Below are 19,051 nucleotides of genomic sequence, written 5' to 3' on the forward strand. Positions count from 1 at the left end.
CACATCCTGTGAAGTGCGCGGAACAGGGATGATACCTGTTCGGCGCACCGGGCCGGGCCGGGCATGAAAAAACCCCGCGACGTGGGTCGCGGGGTTTTGGAACTCCGGCTATCTGGTCGAGGTTGCCGGCCAGCGGCCGGCACTACCGCAACCGGTTTATTTCGCCAGGTTCAGTTCCTTCAGCAGCTGCGGCGCCGGCGCCACTTCCTGCATGATCCACTGCATGTAGCGGCTGTCGACGGCGATCATGCGGGTCATCACCGGATCGAACACCCAGTTGGAGCTGACCGATTCCCAGTTGCCATCGAATGCCAGACCGACCAGCTTGCCGTTGGCGTCCAGCACCGGCGAGCCCGAGTTGCCGCCGGTGATGTCCAGATTGGACAGGAAGTTCACCGGCACCGAACCAATGCGCTTGTCTTCCAGGCCGCCGTAACGCTTGGCCTTGACGGCATCGAGCAGCGCCTTCGGCGAATCGAACGGATCTTCGCCGGTTTCCTTCGCCGCTACGCCTTCCAGGGTGGTGAACGGGGTGTACTTCACGCCGTCCTTGCCATAGCCCATGACGTTGCCGAAGGTGATGCGCAGCGACAGGTTGGCGTCCGGGTAGACGAACTCGCCCTGGCTCTTCTTGTAGTCGGCCACGGCCTGCAGGTACAGCGGGCGGGCGGTCAGCGATTCGCCTTCGCGGATCTTCTTCTGCTCTTCCTGCTTCAGCAGTGCCGGCATCACAGCCACGGCGTACTGGATGGCCGGATCGCTGCTGGCTTCAAATGCGGCACGGTCGGCCTTGAACCACTTCAGGCGGGTGTCCAGGCTGCCCAGTCCGGTGCCGCCTAGCTTGGCCACCAGCGACTTCACCGCAGCGGCATCGCTGCCGGCCAGCCACTTGTTCAGCACTTCGTTGTCACGCTGCGCGGCCGGCAGCGCCACGTACTGCTCCAGCCAGTAGGCCTGCAGCTGCTGGTCCATCTTCGCCACATAGCGGCGGTCCATCTGCTTGAGGCCACCTTCGATGGTTGTCAGGTCGCGTTCCTGGTAACCGGCTTCGCGCTCGGCATCCGGCTTGCTGCGCTCGATCGACAGGCGGTACAGGGTGATCGCTGCGCCAACGGCCGAGGTGTTGTTGAACTGGCCGACGAACAGGTCGCGTTCGCGGGTCGACTTGCTGGTATCCAGATGCTTGAGCAGCTGCGCGTGTGCGGCCAGCGCCGGCTTGCCGGCAGCGCCCTGCTTCTTCAGCCACGCCAGCACGGCGGCTTCTTCAGCCTGCTTCTGACCAGCGGCGTCGATGCGCTTGAAGCCTTCCAGCTGGCCCAGGTAGTTCTTGGCCACGTTGTTCATGCTGGCGGCGGTGGCGGCGTACTTCACCTTGACGTCGGCGTCGGCCTTGCCGGCGTCGGCGATCATCTTCAGCACCGCGTTGTAGTGCTTGGCGATGGTCGGGTAGGTGAAGCTGGCGGTTTCGTTGAACTCACCGGCCAGTGCATAGCGGTTGGTGCGGCCCGGGTAGCCAGCCACCATCACGAAGTCGTCGGCGCCCAGCGGCTGGTCGGCGAACTTCAGGAAGTGCTTGGGCTGGTACGGCACGTTGTCGGCGGCGAAGGCGGCCGGCTTGCCGTCCTTGCCCACGTAGGCGCGGTAGAACGAGAAATCGCCGGTGTGGCGCGGCCACATCCAGTTGTCGACGTCGCCGCCGAACTTGCCGACGCTGCCCGGGGGCGCGTAGACCAGGCGCACGTCCTTGATTTCCATGTTGCGGAACAGGCGGTAGGTGTTGCCGCCGGAGAAGCTGTACAGGCGGCAGCGGAAGCCGGCATCGGCTTCACAGGCCGCAACCTGGGCCTTGTCGAAGGCGTCCAGCGCGCGGCTGCGGGCCAGCGGGTCGTTGCCGGCGGCAGCGATGGCGGCCTTGGCCTGGGTGGTGACGTCGGTGATCTGGTCGAGCACGAACACGCGGGCGTTCGGGCCGGCGCTCAGTTCGTCCTTCAGGGTCGGCGCGTTGAAGCCGTCCTTGATCAGGTTCTTCTGCGCGGTCGAATTCAGCTGGATGGCGCCATAAGCGCAGTGGTGGTTGGTGACCACCAGGCCCTGCGGCGAGACAAAGCTGGCGGTGCAGCCGCCGAGGGCGACGACCGCACCCATCGGGTCGCCGGTCAGGTTGGACAGCTGTTCCGGGGACAGCTTCAGGCCGGCCTTCTGCAGCGGGCCGGCGATTTCCGGCAGCTGCTGCGGCACCCACATGCCTTCAGCGGCATGGGCGACCTGGGCCAGCCCGAGGCTGGCGACGATGGAGAATGCAAGCAGGTTCGAGCGCATGGAGCGGCCCCTGGTAGTGGAACCTTCGATTGTAGCCCGCCGCCCTGCCCCGGCCCGAACCCCGGAAGTCATGCAATCGGATGCTTCCATCGTTCAGCGTCTCCACTGCGATCGGACGGAGGCGGGAGGCCAGGCCGATGCAGGACACGCCGTAAACCCCGCTCCGCGGCCCGGCCCAGCCGCTGGCGGCTGTGCGTTCTGGCGCTTGCGAAGCAGTGCTTCGCGAGCAAAGCGCCCTCACCCATGGGGCTCGATCGCGCCATCCATGGCGCTCACGGTCCTGCATCGGCCTGGCCTCCCGTCTCCCGACAATTGCCTGGCCTCGGACGGTAGCGCCGGGCCATGCCCGGCGAGTGCAGCGGCCACGTTCGAAATGCCCGCCGGCGCACGCCTTTCGTTCCACCACTGCACCCGCAGCGCAACATGGGAAATCCGTGCGGCACCCTATAATCCGCGCTTTCCCCCTGATGAGTTCCACCCCGATGGCGCAGCAAACGATGAAGGCCCTGGTCAAGCGCGAAGCGGCCAAGGGCATCTGGCTGGAAGAAGTTCCGGTTCCGACCCCGGGCCCGAACGAGGTCCTGATCAAGCTGGAGAAGACCGCGATCTGCGGTACCGACCTGCACATCTACCTGTGGGACGAGTGGAGCCAGCGCACCATCAAGCCGGGCCTGACCATCGGCCACGAATTCGTCGGTCGCGTCGCCGCACTCGGCTCGGCCGTGACCGGCTATGAAATCGGCCAGCGCGTCTCGGCCGAAGGTCACATCGTCTGCGGCCACTGCCGCAACTGCCGTGGCGGCCGCCCGCACCTGTGCCCCAACACCGTCGGCATCGGCGTCAACGTCAACGGCGCCTTCGCCGAATACATGGTGATGCCGGCCAGCAACCTGTGGCCGATCCCGGACCAGATCCCGTCGGAGCTGGCTGCGTTCTTCGACCCGTACGGCAACGCCGCGCACTGTGCGCTGGAGTTCAACGTGATCGGCGAGGACGTGCTGATCACCGGTGCCGGCCCGATCGGCATCATCGCCGCCGGCATCTGCAAGCACATCGGTGCACGCAACGTGGTGGTGACCGACGTCAACGACTTCCGCCTGAAGCTGGCCGCCGACATGGGCGCCACCCGCGTGGTCAACGTGGCCAACCAGTCGCTGAAGGACGTGATGAAGGAACTGCACATGGAGGGCTTCGACGTGGGCCTGGAAATGAGCGGCAACCCGCGTGCGTTCAACGACATGCTCGACTGCATGTACCACGGCGGCAAGATCGCCATGCTCGGCATCATGCCCAAGGGCGCCGGCTGCGACTGGGACAAGATCATCTTCAAGGGCCTGACCGTGCAGGGCATCTACGGCCGCAAGATGTACGAGACCTGGTACAAGATGACCCAGCTGGTGCTGTCCGGCTTCCCGCTCGGCAAGGTGATGACCCACCAGCTGCCGATCGACGATTTCCAGAAGGGCTTCGACCTGATGGAAGAAGGCAAGGCCGGCAAAGTGGTATTGAGCTGGAACTGATCCGCCCCACGGTAGCGCCGGGCCATGCCCGGCGTCACCGGAATGAAAAAGGCGCCCGATGGGCGCCTTTTTCCAATGCGTGCCAGGCAAGCCTGGCACCTACCGTAACGCCTGCGGCGTTACTTGCCGACGGCCACGCTCAGCATCACCCGGCTGTGGGCCAGCTTGCCGGAGTTGTCGCGGCCGTTGCCGTCGGTGCCGTAGTAGCCCAGGCCGACGTTGAACAGGCCGAACTGGCGCGCGACGCCGACGTTCCAGTCGGTGTAGTCCTTGGCGATGCCGTCCTCGAAGGTGCTGCGACCGACGTTGGCATTCAGGGTGAAGTCCTTCGGCAGGCCCCAGCTGCCGCCCAGGCCGAAGTACCAGCCATCGGTACTGCTGTTCCAGACATCGTTGGTGTAGGCCACCGTCAGCTTGTAGGTGTCATCCAGCGTGGTGGTGGTGATCAGCTCGTTGTAGTTCTGGTGGCTGGACTTCAGGTAGGTGTAGCGGTTCAACAGCACATCGACGTTCACGCGCTCGGTGACATCCACGCCGTAGCCGATCAGGTAATCGACCTCGGTCTTCGGGTCACCCGCACCAAAGTCCACACCCGAACCCCACACGCCGGCATACAGGCCAACCGGGCTGGTGTAGGTGAAACCGGCCTGCAGGGTCGGATCCTCGTCGGTCTGCGACACACCACGGAACAGGTAATCGGAAACGGCGGTGACGTTCCAGCTGTACGGCGATTCGTTTTCCTGGGCGCTGGCGGCGAACGGGGCGGCCAGGGTCAGGGCAGCGGCAATGGCGAGGCAGGCACGGGCATGCTTCATGAGCGTCTCCGGTGGGGGCGGTGGCGTGGAAGGCGGGGAGCAGGCGTAGCGGCCGGAGCGGGACAGCTCCGGTTCACGAATTTTTAACCAGTTTGCTATTGCGATGCAACATGTGCCGGCCGTGGCGATGCCCCGCCGGGCCGGTCGGCACGCGGCGATGCCCGGTAGAATCAGCGGTTTCCCCGTTCAGAGCCGTGCCCACGCCATGACCGACGCTTCCTCCGCCCTGACCCGCCACTACGCCGAGGAACTGGACGCCATCCGCGCCCAGGGCCTGTTCAAGTCCGAACGGATCATCACCAGCCCGCAGTCGGCCGAGATCACCCTCGAGGACGGCCGCAAGGTGCTGAACTTCTGTGCCAACAACTACCTCGGCCTGGCCGACCATCCGGACCTGATCCAGGCCGCCAAGGATGCGCTGGATACCCACGGCTTCGGCATGGCCTCGGTGCGCTTCATCTGCGGTACCCAGGACCTGCACAAGCAGCTGGAGAAGCAGATCGCCGACTTCTTCGGCAAGCAGGACACCATCCTGTATGCGGCCTGCTTCGACGCCAACGGCGGCCTGTTCGAACCGCTGCTCGGCGAGAACGACGCGATCATTTCCGATGCGCTGAACCATGCTTCGATCATCGACGGCGTGCGCCTGTGCAAGGCCAAGCGCTTCCGCTACGCCAACTGCGACATGGCCGACCTGGAAGCGCAGCTGCAGGCCGCCGATGCCGCCGGCTGCAAGACCAAGCTGATCACCACCGACGGCGTGTTCTCGATGGACGGCTTCATCGCGCCGCTGGACGAAATCACCGCGCTGGCGAAGAAGTACAACGCGCTGGTGCACATCGATGAGTGCCACGCCACCGGCTTCCTCGGTACCACCGGCCGCGGCTCGGCCGAGGTCAAGGGCGTGCTGGAGAAGATCGACATCATCACCGGCACCCTGGGCAAGGCCATGGGCGGCGCACTGGGCGGCTTCACCTGCGCCAGCGCCGAGGTGATCGAGCTGCTGCGCCAGCGTTCGCGGCCCTACCTGTTCTCCAACTCGCTGCCGCCGCATGTGGTTGCCGCCGGCATCAAGGCATTCGAGATGCTGGCCGCCGCTGACGACCTGCGCGACACCCTGGTGGAGAACACCCGCTACTTCCGCGAAAAGATGGTCGCTGCCGGTTTCGACGTGAAGCCGGGCGTGCACCCGATCAGCCCGGTGATGCTGTACGACGCGCCGCTGGCGCAGAAGTTCGCCGAGCGCCTGCTCGAAGAAGGCATCTACGCGATCGGTTTCTTCTTCCCGGTGGTGCCCAAGGGCCAGGCGCGCATCCGCACCCAGATCAGCGCCGCGCACAGCCGCGAGCATCTGGACCGCGCGATCGATGCGTTCACCCGCATCGGTGTAGAGCTGGGCGTGATCAAGGGCTGATCGCCCCGGGGTCGGATCCCCACGGGTAGCGCCGGGCCATGCCCGGCGGTTTCCCGATAGCCGCGCTATGCGCTCGCCGGGCACGGCCCGGCGCTACCGAAATGACGCGCGACGCGCGTCATTTCTTTTTCTTCTTGCCCTTCGGCTCGTCCTTGCTGGCCACCACCACCGGCTTGGCGGCAGCGTCCTGGCCGTTGCCCTTGGCAACGCGGATGCCGTTGGCCTTCATCCAGGCATCGAACTCATCGGCGGTCATCTTCTTGTCGCCGTTGCTCATCAGGAAGCGGTAGCTGCCGCGGCCATCCAGCTCCGGGGTCTTCACTTCCACCACCGGTGTTTCAGCCGGCGTTTCCGCCTTGGCCACCTTCTTGTGGCCACCACAGGCGGTCAGCAGCACCATCGGCAGCAGCAGGCCTGCGCAGCGCAGGGTTTGGTTGAGGGTCGGGTGGTACATGGGCAGGCTCCGTTCGGGAAATTCAGCAACCAGGCGCCCCCTACGCCTGGAACGGTGGCCGGCAACCGCCGGCCGCGGGCGATAATCAGCCCGGTGCAGCGGCCCCCAGCCGCTGCTGGTCACTGACCTCCAGCATCCGCCATTGCCCCTTGCCGAGATCGCCGAGCTGCAGCCCGCCGATCGCGACCCGGACCAGGCGCAGTACCTGCAGGTCGAAGGCCGCCAACAGGCGGCGGATGTGGCGGTTGCGACCCTCGTCGAGGACCACCTCCAGCCACGCGGTCTTGTCGCCGCTGCGCAGCACGCGCACGGCCTGGGCAACGAGGAACTCACCCTCGTCCTCCACGCCGGCCTGCAGGGCCGCCAGCGTGGCGTCATCGGGCAGGCGGTCGACCTGCACGTGGTAGGTCTTGTCCGGCCCGGTCTGCGGGTCGGTCAGGCGCGCCGCCCACTGCGGATCGTTGCTGAACAGCAACAAGCCTTCACTGGCCTTGTCCAGGCGCCCGACCGGCGCGATCCACGGCAGCCCGGCGCCATCGAAACAGCGGTAGACGGTGTCGCGGCCACGCTCGTCCTGCGCGGTGGTCACCACCCCGCGCGGCTTGTTGAGCATCAGGTACAGGCGCTGAGGCGCACCCATCGGCTGGCCATCGACCTCGATCGGCGGCGCCGGCTGGCCAATCGGGAACTCGGGATCCCGCACGATGCGGCCGGAGACGCGTACGCGGCCCTCGGCGATCCAGCGCGCGGCCTCGCTGCGCGAGCAGACGCCGGCCTTGGACAGCACGCGCGCCAGGCCATGACGGACACCGGCGGCTGTGGCAGCGGGAATCGCACGCCCACGCGATGCGTGGGAGCGGGCGGCGGGGGCGGCAGGCGGGCGGCGCGTGCGCAAGCCTCTGCTCCCCGCGGCGCTTACTTCTTGTCGACCGGCTTGGTCTCAGCCGGTGCTTCGGCCGGAGCCGGGGTGGCGGCCGGAGCCGGACGTGCCTTGACCACACGCACGCCACGCGCCTTCATCCAGGCATCGAACTCTTCAGCGGTCATGCGCTTGCCGTTCTGGCTCATGTCGAAGCGCCAGGGCGTGTTGTCGAATTCGGTCTGCGGCTTGTAGGCCGCCGGATCGTTCGGCTTCACCGCCGGGGCGCTCGGAATGGCCTTGGCGATGTTCTGGCAACCATCGATGCGCAGGCGCTGCAGCACCTGGTCCAGCGACTGCGACGGATCGTAGTTGCTGCTCAGCACACCGGCCGGCATGCCCAGCTGGTTGCCACGGATGTAGAGCTCGTCGGCCACCGGCGCGATGGTCGTGGCCGGCAACGGCAGCGGCGAGGCGCTGGTGTTGACCGAGCAATCGACCGCAGCGTGGGCGGCGGGAACCAGGGCCAGCGCCAGGAAGGCGGCCGATGCAGAGCGCAGCATGAAGGGCATCCAGGAAAGGAAGTGACGCGGCGAGTTTAGCAATGCCGCGACAGCTTTCAAGCGCCACTTTCAATGAATACGGCAACTCATTGGTTTTACGAACAAAAACCCGACGAACGGTTGCCTGCGTAGCAGTAGATACCCGGATTCCGGGCCGCAGAAACAACAAGACCCGGCCGAAGCCGGGTCCTGCTGTGTCCTACAGGCAGAGCGTCAGAACTTAGTTCTGGACGTTCAGCTCGGTACGACGGTTCTTGGCGCGACCTTCCGGGTTGTCCGAACCATCCGGGTTGGTGTTCGGAGCAATCGGACGGCTCTCACCGTAGCCGATCGGGCCGACCAGGCGACCGGCGTCAACGCCGTTCTTGGTCAGGTAGTTGTACACGGCGGTAGCACGACGCTCCGACAGCTTCTGGTTGTAAGCGTCGGTACCCTTCGAGTCGGTGTGACCGGCAACTTCAACGCGCAGATCCGGGTAACGCTTCAGGATCTCGGTGGCTTCGCTCAGGATCGCCACGGCGTCCGGACGCAGGTTCGACTTGTCGAAGTCGAAGTTGACGCCCTTCAGGTCGATGGAGACCGGCACCGGGCAACCGTCCGGACCGATGGTCTGACCCGGCTGCGAGTTCGGGCACTTGTCGTCGCAGTTGTTGACGCCGTCACCGTCGTCGTCCAGGTCGGCGCAGCTCGGGGCAACCGGAGCCGGAGCCGGAGCAGCCGCGACCGGAGCCGGGCCCAGCGGGATCACGACGCCGACCGAAGCCAGCACGTCGCCGAACCAGTCTTCCTTCGGAGCGGCAACGCTCTGGTCGTCGAAGTCAGCGCGGTAGGCCACTTCGGCGCGGACAGCAACGCGCTTTTCGAAGGTGGTCTGCAGGCCGACGCCCAGCTTGGCGGCAACGTTGCCGTCCTTACGCTGGCGCGGACCATTGGCATTCAGCGCCGGGTACTCTTCTTCCGACTTCTGGTAGCCCAGGCCACCGACGATGTACGGGTTCCAGCCGCGGCCTTCCTTGATGAAGTGGCGACGCAGGTCCAGCGAGACGCCGTACTGCGACCAGTTCAGGTCCTTGTTCGAATCGAAGTTCGGGTTCTGATAGTTCAGCTCACCGTCCAGCGACCAGTTCGGGCTGATGAACTTGCCCAGGCCCAGGGTCACGAACGGAGCGTCATTGGTCAGACGGTCGCTGTCCTGGAAGTTGAAGCCGGCCGAACCGGTCAGGTACCAGCGGTCATCGAACTCCTGCGCCGAAGCTGCCTGGGCAAAAGCCAGGCCGCCCAGCAGCGCGGCAGTAAGGATCTTCTTGTTCATTGAGTACAGCTCCTATTTCGGGGGTATGAAACCGGTAGAGGCATGGGCCAGCACAAGTGCGTCGATGTACGACAGCCGATTCAGCACGCCACCGCCGCGAACATTATGCTCAGGCGGGTGAAGGCCATGTTAACAGTCCCGTAACATGTGAAGTGTTGCGCCCGACCGTCCACCGGTCCGACGTTGAAACCCTATACAGGATGATGAAAATCCGCAAGACCCTCACGCTGCAAGGGTTTGACGGGGTTTAGGCGGGGAAAACGACATATTGCGCAACGTACTGCATCACACGGTTCAGCGTGTTTGCGGAAAGGTGAGGAACCTTATGATGGAGCCACGAACCCAGCCGGAGCCGTGATGAAAGCCGTCGCCCTGAGTCGTGAATCCGCCCCTGCCCTGTGCGATATCCACCTGCCCCCGCCGCTGCCTCCCCGGGGGCGTGACCTGCTGGTCCGGGTCGAGGCGGTTTCGGTCAACCCCGTCGATGGCAAGCAGCGCGCCAGCACGGATCCGGCCACGCTCCAGGCGCCCCGCGTGCTGGGTTGGGACGCCGCCGGCGTGGTCGAGGCGATCGGCGACGAGGCCAGCCTGTTCGCCTCTGGTGACGAGGTCTATTACGCCGGTGATGTCACCCGCCCCGGCTGCAATGCGCAGTACCAGTGGGTGGACGAACGCCTGGTCGCGCGCAAACCCACCACGCTGGATTTCGCTGAGGCCGCAGCGCTGCCGCTGACCACGCTCACCGCCTGGGAGCTGCTGTTCGAGCGCATGCCCCTGCGCCTGGACGATCGCCGCCACGCCGGCCAGCACCTGCTGGTGATCGGCGGTGCGGGCGGGGTCGGCTCGATGGCGATCCAGCTGGCCCGCCATGCGGGTTTCGAGGTGATCGCCACGGCGTCGCGCGAGGCCTCGGCCGACTGGTGCCGGCAGATGGGTGCCCGGCACGTGATCGACCACCGGCAACCGCTTCAGGCCCAGCTGCAGGCGCTGGACATCGACGCGGTGCAGGTCGCACTCAACCTGGCCGACACCGATCACTACTGGGACGAACTGGGCCTGTTGCTGGCGCCGCAGGGACACGTCGGCCTGATCGTCGAGCCACGTGGGCCGCTGCGGATCGGCGATCCCTACAAGGCCAAGTGCATCGGCATCCACTGGGAGTTCATGTTCGCGCGCTCGCGCTTTGCCACTGCCGACTGCATCGAGCAGCACCGCATCCTCAGCCGCACGGCCAGCATGATCGATGCCGGCCAGCTGCGCGGCACCCTCAGCGAGACGCTGGGCCCGATCAATGCGACAAATCTGGACATCGCGCATCAGCGCCTGGCCGGCGGACGCACGGTGGGCAAGCTGGCGCTGGCAGGCTGGGGCGACTGACGCGTCATGTAGCGCCGAGCCCATGCTCGGCTGGTGGTGCCAGGCAAAGCAGCCGAGCATGGGCTCAGCTCTACAGATTCCGCCTGTAGCGGCGGATTGGTCGGCATCTGTATCTATTGAAGTGACTGGATCGGGATTACGGTGGGAACAGATCCCCCTCCCCCGAGACCGCCATGCCCACCGCCCTGCCCCTGCGCATGCTGCAACTGATCGCCGGCCTGTTCCTGTACGGCTTCGGCGCATCGCTGATGATCCGTGCCGCCATCGGCGTGGCGCCCTGGGACGTGCTGTCGCAGGGCATCGCCGCGCAGACGCCGCTCTCGTTCGGGCTGGCCACCAATGTGATCGGTGCGCTGGTGCTGCTGCTGTGGTGGCCGCTGCGGCAGAAGCCGGGCGTTGGCACCGTGCTCAACGTGATGCTGATCGGCCCGTCCGCGCAGTTCGGGCTGTGGCTGCTGCCGCCGGCGGTCGGCCTGGGCTGGCAGCTGGCGATGTTCTGCGCCGGCATGCTGCTGGTCGCGCTGGCCACCGGCCTGTATATCGGCGCCAAGCTGGGCCCTGGCCCGCGCGACGGCCTGATGACCGGCCTGCACGCCCGTACCGGCTGGCCGATCTGGAAAGTGCGCAGCCTGATCGAGGGCAGCGTGCTGCTGCTGGGCTGGTGGCTGGGCGGCAATGTCGGCCTCGGCACGCTGGCCTTCGCCCTGCTGATCGGGCCGCTGTGCGGAATGACGCTGGGCTGGTTCGGGATTGGCCGGCCGATGCCCGGACCGCGCCCGGCGAGCGCACAGCGCGGCCATGGGTAGCCGCGTCCCCGGGCATGGCCCGGCGCTACCGATTCGCCAGCCCTTGCTCCGGCCGCCGTTTCGCGGCACGCTTCGCGCTTCCGTACGCAAGCGTATCGACCATGTCGCCAGCCAACGAAAGCGCCTATCCCCACCTGTTCGCCCCGCTGGACCTGGGCTTCACCCAGCTGCGCAACCGCGTATTGATGGGCTCGATGCACACCGGCCTGGAGGATCGCGCCCGCGACTTCCCGCGGCTGGCGGCCTATTTCGCCGAACGCGCCGAGGGCGGCGTCGGCCTGATCGTCACAGGTGGCTTCGCGCCGAATGTAGTGGGCTGGTTGAAGCCGTTCGGCGGCAAGCTGTCCTGGCCGTGGGAAGTACGCCCGCACCGCCAGCTCACCGCCGCCGCGCACCAGCACGGCGCGAAGATCTGCCTGCAGCTGCTGCATGCCGGCCGCTATGCCTACCACCCTTTGTCGGTGGCGCCGTCGAAGCTGAAGGCACCGATCAACCCGTTCACCCCGCGCGCGCTCTCGGCCAGCGGCGTCGAGCGCCATATCGCCGACTACGCACGCAGCGCGAAGCTGGCCCGCGAGGCCGGCTACGACGGCGTGGAAGTGATGGGCTCGGAGGGCTACCTCATCAACGAGTTCATCGCCCCGCGCACCAACAAGCGCACCGATGCCTGGGGTGGCGACGCGCGCCAGCGCATGCGCTTCGCGGTGGAGATCGTGCGCCGTATCCGCGAGGCCTGCGGCCCGGACTTCATCATCATCTACCGCCTGTCGCTGGTGGATCTGGTGGACGACGGCAGCAACTGGGAAGAGATCGTGCAGCAGGCGCAGGCGATCGAGGCGGCCGGCGCAACGATCATCAATTCCGGCATCGGCTGGCACGAAGCGCGCATCCCGACCATCGCCACCTCGGTGCCGCGCGCTGCCTTCGCCGGGGTCACCGCCAAGCTCAAGCCACATGTGAAAGTGCCGCTGGTGGCGACCAACCGCATCAACATGCCCGACGTCGCCGAGCGCATCCTCGCCGATGGCGGCGCCGACATGGTGTCGCTGGCGCGGCCGCTGCTGGCCGACCCGCAGTGGCCGAACAAGGCCCGTGCCGGCCGCGCCGAGGCGATCAACACCTGCATCGCCTGCAACCAGGCCTGCCTGGACCACGTGTTCGAGAACAAGCTGGCCAGTTGCCTGGTCAACCCGCGCGCCGCGCACGAGACCGAGCTGGTCTACCGCCCCACCACTACGCCGAAGAAGGTTGCCGTGGTCGGTGCAGGCCCCGCCGGCCTGGCCTGTGCCACCGTCGCTGCCCAGCGCGGCCACCAGGTCACCCTGTTCGATGCCAACGAGGAGATCGGCGGGCAGTTCAACGTGGCCAAGCGCATCCCCGGCAAGGAAGAGTTCTACGAGACCCTGCGCTACTTCCGCCACACGCTGCAGGAGACCGGCGTGCAGCTGCGCCTCGGCACCCGTGCTGACGCCGCCAACCTGGCCGGCTTCGACGAGGTGGTGCTGGCCACCGGCATCACCCCGCGCAAGGTCGATTTCCCCGGCGCCGACCACGCCAAGGTGGTCAGCTATCTGGACGTGCTGCTGGGGCGGGTCGAAGTGGGCACCAATGCGGCGATCATCGGCGCCGGTGGCATCGGCTTCGATGTCGGCGAGTTCCTTAGCCACGCCGGTGAGTCTCCCTCGCTGGACCCGCAGCGCTGGATGGCCGAATGGGGCGTGGACAGCACGTTCGAGGCCCGCGGCTCGCTGGCCAGGCCGCAGGCCGAGGCATCACCGCGGCGGCTGTGGCTGCTGCAGCGCAGCCCGGGCAAGCCCGGCGCGCGACTGGGCAAGACCACCGGCTGGATCCATCGCGCCACGCTGAAGGCCAAGGGCGTGCGCATGCTCGGCGGCGTCGAGTACCTGGGCGTGGACGACGAGGGCCTGCGCATCCGCGTGGAAGGCAGCGAACAGCTGCTGCCGGTCGACCATGTGGTGATCTGCGCCGGGCAGGAACCGAACCGCGCATTGCAGGCCGAACTGCAGGCCGCCGGCATCAACGCGCAGCTGATCGGCGGCGCCGATGTGGCCGCCGAACTGGATGCGAAGCGGGCGATCGACCAGGGCAGCCGGGTCGCCGCTGCGCTCTGATGAGGGCCTGAATGGGGGGCGGAATGTGATTTCCGTCACCCCTGCCGAACCTGAATGTCAAGCCGCACGGTTCACGATGCGTTCGGCTATCCCCCCCTACCTTGCGCCATCTTTCCGCTCACCAGCCAGTTTCCGGTGAGCCGGCGCAGCCCCCTCGATCGGTACTGATCGTTTCTTTTGGGGCTGCCCACGGGGCGGCCCCGATGGCCGCCTCCCCATGACGCCAAGTCGTACCCCGCCTCCTGTCGCCCCCGCGGCAGGAACCGGAGGGTGCGGCCCACACGGAGCAAGGAGTTATATGAAACTGGCTTGGATTCTCTGGCTGTCGCAGTTGTTGCCGCAGCCGGCCGCTGATTCATTGTGTTTGAGCACCACCGTTTACCTGGAAGCCCGCGACCAGACCCTGCGGGGCCAGCAGGCCGTCGCCGAGGTCGCCCTGCGCCGTCTCGACAGTGGCCTGTGGGGCGACTCGATGTGCCAGGTGGTCACCGCGCGCAAGCAGTTCGCACCGACCATCGTCTCCCCCGGTACCCAGCTGGGCAACGACGCGGCCTGGAGCGAGGCGATGAACGTGGCCTTCGACGCCGAGCGCAACTGGGCGCTGCCGGCCGGCGAGCGCCGCGAGATCGTGCCCGGTGCCAGCCACTTCGCCGCGCTGTCCATCGCCAGCCCGAACTGGCGCAATGCGTACCAGGTGGCCACCATCGGCGATCACACCTTCTACAAGGTGCAGAACCTCAAGCCGCGGCAGTCGTAACGATCCGTGCTGGCGGCAGCGTTGCCGCCCGCGGGCAGGCTCTGGGATAGTGGGCGTTTCCCGCCCGCATCACCTGGAGTTCCCATGAAGCTGTACAGCAAGCCCGGTGCCTGTTCCACCGCCGACCACATCGCCCTGCAGTGGACCGGCCAGCCGTTCGAGGTTGAACTGCTGAACAAGGACACCCTGAAGGGGCCGGAATTCCTCAAGATCAATCCGGCCGGTGCCGTCCCCGCACTGGTCGACGGCGACTTCGTGCTGCTGCAGAACGCCGCGATCATGGGCTATATCGCCGACACCTACCCGCAGGCCGGCCTCGGCGGCGATGGCAGCCCGCGCCAGCGCGCCGAAGCCACCCGCTGGCTGGCCTTCGTCAATTCCGATGTGCATCCGGCCTTCTCGCCGCTGTTCGCGCCGGGCAAGTTCATCGCCGACGAGAGCCAGTTCGATGCGATCCGCGCCGCCGCGCACAAGCGCCTGCGTGGCCTGTTCGAGACCGCCGACAAGCAGCTGGCCGACAAGCCGTGGCTGGCCGGCTTCCGCAGCTTCGCCGATCCGTACTTCTACATCACCCTGCGCTGGGCCGCCGGCGCCAAGGTCGACCTGTCCGGCCTGGACAACCTGGCCGCCTACAAGGCGCGCATGGATGCCGACGCCGGCGTGCAGGCCGCGCTGAAGGCTGAAGGCCTGGCCTGATCTTGACCTGGGGTCGGATCCGTCTGCGCAGCAGGCGGCTCTGACCCCCTCGGTTCCAGCAGCGTGATCAGCCGATCTGGCGGATCACTTCGCCCTTGGCATCGCGCAGGTAGGTCGGCACCACTTCGATGCACAGCGCCTCCACCACCGGGTAGATACCGCGCTCGGCACGCACGCCCGCCAGAGCCTGCAATCCCGCCTCGTCCAGTGCCCAGCGCGCGTTGTCGGCGGAGACGTCGCCCACTTCACCGCCCCTGGCCGGAACGAACTCCCACTGCCGCTCGCGGCTGACCAGTTCCAGCGATCTGCCGTGGCGCAGGCGCAGCGGCAGCAGCTCGCACACGCTGGCGACCTGGCCGGCCCCCAGCACCAGGGTGGTGACGCCCGCCTCCTGCCGCCAATCCAGTGTCTCGATGAACAACATGCCGGTACTGGAGCCCTCGCGCTCGCTGCCGGCCTGCACCTGTGCGGCCAGCGCCGGTTCCTCCAGCAGGTTGCCGCGATGCAGGTCGCTGATCCACAGCGGCATCGCCGGTTGCAGCGCCTGCAGCACGCCGCGCGTCGACCAGCGCTTGACCGCTTCCATCTCCTCATCGGTCAGCCCGACCAGCTGCAGGAACTGCAGGTGGCCATTGGCGGTGTCGCGTGCGGGCAACTGCGGATCCGCGACGAAGGCCAGATGGCACAAGCGCGTGCCGGTCTCCAGCGCGATCGGGCCGTTGGCATTGAGATGGTGACCGTCCTCGAACACGTTGCCACTGCCGAACACATAGCGCGCCAGGTTCTGCAGCAGGTTCATCGGCCACACCGGCGGGGTGCTGCCGGCGTTCTCACCGGCGTCGGCAGCGAGGCGGAAGGTCAGCTCGAAACCATAGCCGCTGGTGGCGGCATCACTGCTCTCCTTGGCATACAGTTCGGAGAAGCCATAAGTGATGTAGTGCCAGTGGGGTACAGGCGCATCCGCCCAGTACACGCTGATGCCATCGAGAGGATCCTGGCCACCGAGCGTGTACGGCAGCGCGGTGCCGAAGTGACGCGGCTCCTGCCCGGCATACAGGGGCGCCAGCGCCGCATTGATCGCGTCCCAGCCAGGGGTGTCGGTGTCGTCGTGGTCGTCCTGCACGCGGGACTCCTTGTGGGGGAAGTGAACCGATCACTTTACGCGGTGGCTCAGGCCTGCACGACCTCGCCACCACCATTGACCACGGCAGCCTGGGTTTCCTGCCACCAGCGCTGCGCCAGCGCCGGACTGCGCGCCTTGCCCACCGCCGCCAGCAGTTCCGGGCACAGGCGTTCCAGCGCCAGCGCATCGGTGCAGCGTTCGATCTTCAACTGCATGAAGTAGCCCTTCAGGCCCAGGTGGCGGCGTACCGCCTCGCTCATCGCGTCGTACAGCTGCTGGTACAGCGCCGGGTCCTGTTCGCGCCCGGTGCTGATGCCGCGCAGCGGTGTCACCTCGGCACTTCCGCCGATCACTTCGATCAGGCCCTGCGCTGACAATTGCTCCAGTGCGTCGGGCGGCGCACGCAGGCCTTCGAACAGGCCGCGCAATTCAGTGTCATCGCGATGGCCGTCGACCATCAGCAGGATCGAACGCAGTGCCGCCGGCAAGCGCCGGCCACGGTCTTCGATTTCCTGACGGCCAGCCGCCGTCTTGGCGTGCAGCAATGCCATTGCCTCCCCCTCCCTCGATGCGCAATGCCGGCGCGCCCTGGCGGGCACGCTCCCCTGCAACCGAGCTTAGCGCACCGGTTGCAGGGAGGAAGCTGCGGTGCAGCAACGGCCTCCCCTGTAGAGCCGAGCCCATGCTCGGCTGCTTTGGCAAGGCATGCGGAGCCGAGTATCGGCTCGGTTCTACAGAAGCAGGTCAGCGGCCCAGCGCGCGGCGGATTTCCTCCAGCGCGCTGGGATCATCCAGCGTCGACAGGTCCCCCGGGTCGCGCTGTTCGGCCAACGCCTGCAACGAGCGCCGCAGCAGCTTGCCCGAACGGGTCTTGGGCAGTGCATTGACCACGTGCACATGCGCCGGGCGCGCTACCGCACCAAGCGAAGTCGTCACCGTCGCCATCATCTCGGCCACCACCGGCGCCGGATCCTCGCCATCGAGCCCCTGCTTGAGGGTGACGAACACCAGCGGCACCTGCCCCTTCAGTTCGTCCTTGACCCCGATCACGGCAGCCTCGGCCACGCGCGGATGGCTGGAAATGGCCTCCTCGATCTCGCGCGTGCCCAGGCGGTGCCCGGCCACGTTGATCACATCATCGGTGCGGCCGAGGATGAAGGTGTAACCATCATCATCGCGGATCGCCCAGTCCAGCGAGCTGTACAGCAGTTCCTTGAAGTGGCTGAAGTAGCTCTGCAGGAAGCGGTTGTCATCATTCCACACCGTGCTCATGCAGCCCGGCGGCAACGGCGGCGACACCACCAGCACGCCCTTCTGCCCCGGTGCGACTTCCTCACCGGTGTTCTCGTCGATCACCTTCATCCGATAGCCGAGATTGGGGAAACCCGGCGAACCGAAGCGCACCGGCTTCATCTCCAGGCCCGGCAGCAGGGTCAGTGCCGGCCAGCCGGTTTCGGTCTGCCAGTAGTTGTCGATGATCGGCTTGCCGAGCGCTTCGCTGATCCAGTGCGCGGTCGGTTCATCCAGCGGCTCACCGGCCAGGAACAGGTACTTCAGCGCGCGCAGGTCGTGGCGATGGATGAAGTCTGCGTCGTGCTTCTTCAGCACGCGGATGGCGGTGGGCGAAGAGAACATCGTTCGCACGTTGTACTGCTCGCACAGTGCCCACCAGATGCCCGGGTCCGGATTGGTCGGCAGCCCTTCGTACAGCAGCGAGGTGCAACCACCGATCAGCGGGCCGTACACATTGTAGGAATGACCGACAGCCCAGCCGACATCAGAGGTGGAAAACATCACCTGGCCAGGCTTGCAGTCGAATACCGTCTCCATCGACTGCGCCATCGCCACGGCATAGCCACCGACATCACGCTGCACGCCCTTCGGCTTGCCGGTGGTGCCGGAGGTGTACAGCAGGTAGCTCGGTTCGCTTGCTTCCAGCCATTGCACCGGCACATCGACTTCCCCGATCTGCGCACGCAGCGTGGCGTACTCCACATCACGGCCCGGCACGCGTGGTTCGGCGGCATCCAGCCCGCGCGACACGATCAGCACATGCGGTGGCGGCGAAGCCGCTTCGGCGCAGGCCGCGTCAACCATCGGCTTGTACGGAATCAGCTTGCCACCGCGCATGCCGGCATCGGCGGCGATGAGCAGCTTCGGCTTCGCATCGTCGATGCGCAGCGCCAGGTTGTGCGCGGCGAAGCCCCCAAACACCACCGAGTGCACCGCACCGATGCGCGCACAGGCCAGCATCGCGAACACGGCTTCGGCCATGTTCGGCATGTAGATCACCACGCGGTCACCATGGCCGACGCCGAGGTGCTTGAGCACGGCGGCGAAGTCGTTCACTTCGCGATACAGCTGGCGATAGGTGATTTCGCGGGTGCTGTTGGTTTCGGTGGAGATGGCGACCAGTGCGAGCTGGTCGGCGCGCTCGGCCAGATGGCGGTCGACGGCGTTGTAGCAGAGATTGGTTTCGCCGCCGACGAACCAGCGCCGGAACGGCGGATTGCTGTAGTCGAGCACCTGCTGCGGCGGTTTGTGCCAATGGATGCGCTTGGCTTCCTCGCCCCAGAAGGCCTCCGGCTCGTCGATCGAGCGACGGTAGGTTTCCTCGTAGTTCATGACGCAGCCCTCCCAGACGAAGTCATGGGTTCGAGGATAGTCCGGCGCTGGCGCGCGGGCCGCCCTACCTTGGTAGGGGGTGGGTTTGTTCTGCAGGGCTTTGCAGCCCTGCACCCGCAGAAGCCGAAGCAACAGCAGAAGCGGGTTTCCTGAGGGTTGGCGGGCTGGGTCCAGTTGCGGGGGACGCCGTGAATCCCCAGTCCGGCCCAGCCGCTGGCGGCTGGGCGTTCGGGCGCTTGCGAAGCAATGCTTCGCAAGCGAAGCGCCCTCACCCATGGA

At 66.6% G+C, this 19,051-nt stretch carries 16 protein-coding genes; 7 read left to right on the plus strand and 9 right to left on the minus strand.

What is annotated here, in order from left to right; all coding sequences use genetic code 11:
• Positions 1-156: 156 nt before the first annotated feature.
• Complete coding sequence (locus ACTJJM_RS04505) at positions 157-2,319, minus strand: S46 family peptidase (protein WP_010483947.1); 2,163 nt, start codon at positions 2,317-2,319, stop codon at positions 157-159.
• Positions 2,320-2,816: 497 nt separating this feature from the next.
• Here ACTJJM_RS04505 and tdh point away from each other — a divergent pair, with 497 nt between their 5' ends.
• Entirely contained in the window at positions 2,817-3,839 is a 1,023-nt protein-coding gene (tdh, locus tag ACTJJM_RS04510; protein ID WP_010483949.1) for an L-threonine 3-dehydrogenase, read from the plus strand.
• A 119-nt stretch (positions 3,840-3,958) separates the two neighbouring features.
• On the opposite strand, the gene ACTJJM_RS04515 is transcribed toward tdh, so the two are convergent.
• The gene (locus ACTJJM_RS04515; RefSeq protein WP_010483951.1) at positions 3,959-4,654 is read right to left on the minus strand and encodes a TorF family putative porin; all 696 of its coding nucleotides are present in this window, start codon (positions 4,652-4,654) and stop codon (positions 3,959-3,961) included.
• 205 nt (positions 4,655-4,859) lie between these two features.
• Between ACTJJM_RS04515 and kbl the strand changes: the two genes are divergently transcribed.
• Positions 4,860-6,068: a glycine C-acetyltransferase gene (gene kbl, locus ACTJJM_RS04520; protein ID WP_049412614.1), complete on the plus strand. Its 1,209-nt coding sequence runs from the start codon at positions 4,860-4,862 to the stop codon at positions 6,066-6,068.
• 118 nt (positions 6,069-6,186) lie between these two features.
• Here the strand turns inward: kbl and ACTJJM_RS04525 are convergent, their stop codons facing one another.
• The 4 genes from ACTJJM_RS04525 to ACTJJM_RS04540 form a co-directional block, all read right to left on the minus strand.
• The gene (locus ACTJJM_RS04525) at positions 6,187-6,522 is read right to left on the minus strand and encodes a hypothetical protein (RefSeq protein ID WP_005412356.1); all 336 of its coding nucleotides are present in this window, start codon (positions 6,520-6,522) and stop codon (positions 6,187-6,189) included.
• An 85-nt stretch (positions 6,523-6,607) separates the two neighbouring features.
• Positions 6,608-7,417 (minus strand): pseudouridine synthase, encoded by an 810-nt coding sequence (locus tag ACTJJM_RS04530; RefSeq protein ID WP_029379898.1) that lies wholly within the window; start codon positions 7,415-7,417, stop codon positions 6,608-6,610.
• 20 nt (positions 7,418-7,437) lie between these two features.
• On the minus strand, positions 7,438-7,944 hold the full coding sequence (locus ACTJJM_RS04535; protein ID WP_010483956.1) for a hypothetical protein: 507 nt from the start codon (positions 7,942-7,944) through the stop codon (positions 7,438-7,440).
• A gap of 220 nt (positions 7,945-8,164) precedes the next feature.
• Entirely contained in the window at positions 8,165-9,256 is a 1,092-nt protein-coding gene (locus ACTJJM_RS04540; protein ID WP_010483958.1) for an OmpA family protein, read from the minus strand.
• A gap of 357 nt (positions 9,257-9,613) precedes the next feature.
• Here ACTJJM_RS04540 and ACTJJM_RS04545 point away from each other — a divergent pair, with 357 nt between their 5' ends.
• The 5 genes from ACTJJM_RS04545 (at position 9,614) to ACTJJM_RS04565 (ending at position 15,024) form a co-directional block, all read left to right on the plus strand.
• Positions 9,614-10,633, plus strand: coding sequence for a zinc-binding alcohol dehydrogenase family protein (locus tag ACTJJM_RS04545; RefSeq protein ID WP_126559605.1), 1,020 nt, complete (start codon positions 9,614-9,616; stop codon positions 10,631-10,633).
• A 173-nt stretch (positions 10,634-10,806) separates the two neighbouring features.
• Positions 10,807-11,439: a membrane protein YczE gene (gene yczE, locus ACTJJM_RS04550; protein WP_019337047.1), complete on the plus strand. Its 633-nt coding sequence runs from the start codon at positions 10,807-10,809 to the stop codon at positions 11,437-11,439.
• Positions 11,440-11,540: 101 nt separating this feature from the next.
• Positions 11,541-13,571, plus strand: a complete 2,031-nt coding sequence (locus ACTJJM_RS04555; RefSeq protein WP_125437313.1) for an NADPH-dependent 2,4-dienoyl-CoA reductase — start codon at positions 11,541-11,543, stop codon at positions 13,569-13,571.
• Positions 13,572-13,869: 298 nt separating this feature from the next.
• Positions 13,870-14,328 carry a cell wall hydrolase gene (locus ACTJJM_RS04560; RefSeq protein WP_004154513.1) on the plus strand — a complete coding sequence of 153 codons (459 nt, stop codon included), beginning with the start codon at positions 13,870-13,872 and terminating at the stop codon, positions 14,326-14,328.
• Between the two features lie 84 nt (positions 14,329-14,412).
• On the plus strand, positions 14,413-15,024 hold the full coding sequence (locus ACTJJM_RS04565; protein ID WP_043401403.1) for a glutathione S-transferase N-terminal domain-containing protein: 612 nt from the start codon (positions 14,413-14,415) through the stop codon (positions 15,022-15,024).
• A gap of 67 nt (positions 15,025-15,091) precedes the next feature.
• Here the strand turns inward: ACTJJM_RS04565 and ACTJJM_RS04570 are convergent, their stop codons facing one another.
• The 3 genes from ACTJJM_RS04570 to prpE all read right to left on the minus strand — a co-directional run bounded on the left by ACTJJM_RS04570 (position 15,092) and on the right by prpE (position 18,772).
• On the minus strand, positions 15,092-16,147 hold the full coding sequence (locus tag ACTJJM_RS04570; RefSeq protein ID WP_019337044.1) for a suppressor of fused domain protein: 1,056 nt from the start codon (positions 16,145-16,147) through the stop codon (positions 15,092-15,094).
• Between the two features lie 47 nt (positions 16,148-16,194).
• Positions 16,195-16,698 carry a hypothetical protein gene (locus tag ACTJJM_RS04575; RefSeq protein WP_010483966.1) on the minus strand — a complete coding sequence of 168 codons (504 nt, stop codon included), beginning with the start codon at positions 16,696-16,698 and terminating at the stop codon, positions 16,195-16,197.
• 193 nt (positions 16,699-16,891) lie between these two features.
• On the minus strand, positions 16,892-18,772 hold the full coding sequence (prpE, locus tag ACTJJM_RS04580) for a propionate--CoA ligase (protein WP_440865176.1): 1,881 nt from the start codon (positions 18,770-18,772) through the stop codon (positions 16,892-16,894).
• Between the last annotated feature and the right edge of the window lie 279 nt (positions 18,773-19,051).

The organism is Stenotrophomonas sp. 22692, assembly GCF_052045015.1.
Taxonomy (GTDB): domain Bacteria; phylum Pseudomonadota; class Gammaproteobacteria; order Xanthomonadales; family Xanthomonadaceae; genus Stenotrophomonas; species Stenotrophomonas geniculata.

Coding starts and splice junctions, on each gene's coding strand:
- ACTJJM_RS04505 (WP_010483947.1), bottom strand. CDS start 2,319: ATGCGCTCGAACCTGCTTGCATTCTCCATCGTCGCCAGCCTCGGGCTG.
- tdh (WP_010483949.1), top strand. CDS start 2,817: ATGAAGGCCCTGGTCAAGCGCGAAGCGGCCAAGGGCATCTGGCTGGAA.
- ACTJJM_RS04515 (WP_010483951.1), bottom strand. CDS start 4,654: ATGAAGCATGCCCGTGCCTGCCTCGCCATTGCCGCTGCCCTGACCCTG.
- kbl (WP_049412614.1), top strand. CDS start 4,860: ATGACCGACGCTTCCTCCGCCCTGACCCGCCACTACGCCGAGGAACTG.
- ACTJJM_RS04525 (WP_005412356.1), bottom strand. CDS start 6,522: ATGTACCACCCGACCCTCAACCAAACCCTGCGCTGCGCAGGCCTGCTG.
- ACTJJM_RS04535 (WP_010483956.1), bottom strand. CDS start 7,944: ATGCTGCGCTCTGCATCGGCCGCCTTCCTGGCGCTGGCCCTGGTTCCC.
- ACTJJM_RS04540 (WP_010483958.1), bottom strand. CDS start 9,256: ATGAACAAGAAGATCCTTACTGCCGCGCTGCTGGGCGGCCTGGCTTTT.
- ACTJJM_RS04545 (WP_126559605.1), top strand. CDS start 9,614: ATGAAAGCCGTCGCCCTGAGTCGTGAATCCGCCCCTGCCCTGTGCGAT.
- yczE (WP_019337047.1), top strand. CDS start 10,807: ATGCCCACCGCCCTGCCCCTGCGCATGCTGCAACTGATCGCCGGCCTG.
- ACTJJM_RS04555 (WP_125437313.1), top strand. CDS start 11,541: ATGTCGCCAGCCAACGAAAGCGCCTATCCCCACCTGTTCGCCCCGCTG.
- ACTJJM_RS04560 (WP_004154513.1), top strand. CDS start 13,870: ATGAAACTGGCTTGGATTCTCTGGCTGTCGCAGTTGTTGCCGCAGCCG.
- ACTJJM_RS04565 (WP_043401403.1), top strand. CDS start 14,413: ATGAAGCTGTACAGCAAGCCCGGTGCCTGTTCCACCGCCGACCACATC.
- ACTJJM_RS04575 (WP_010483966.1), bottom strand. CDS start 16,698: ATGGCATTGCTGCACGCCAAGACGGCGGCTGGCCGTCAGGAAATCGAA.
- prpE (WP_440865176.1), bottom strand. CDS start 18,772: ATGAACTACGAGGAAACCTACCGTCGCTCGATCGACGAGCCGGAGGCC.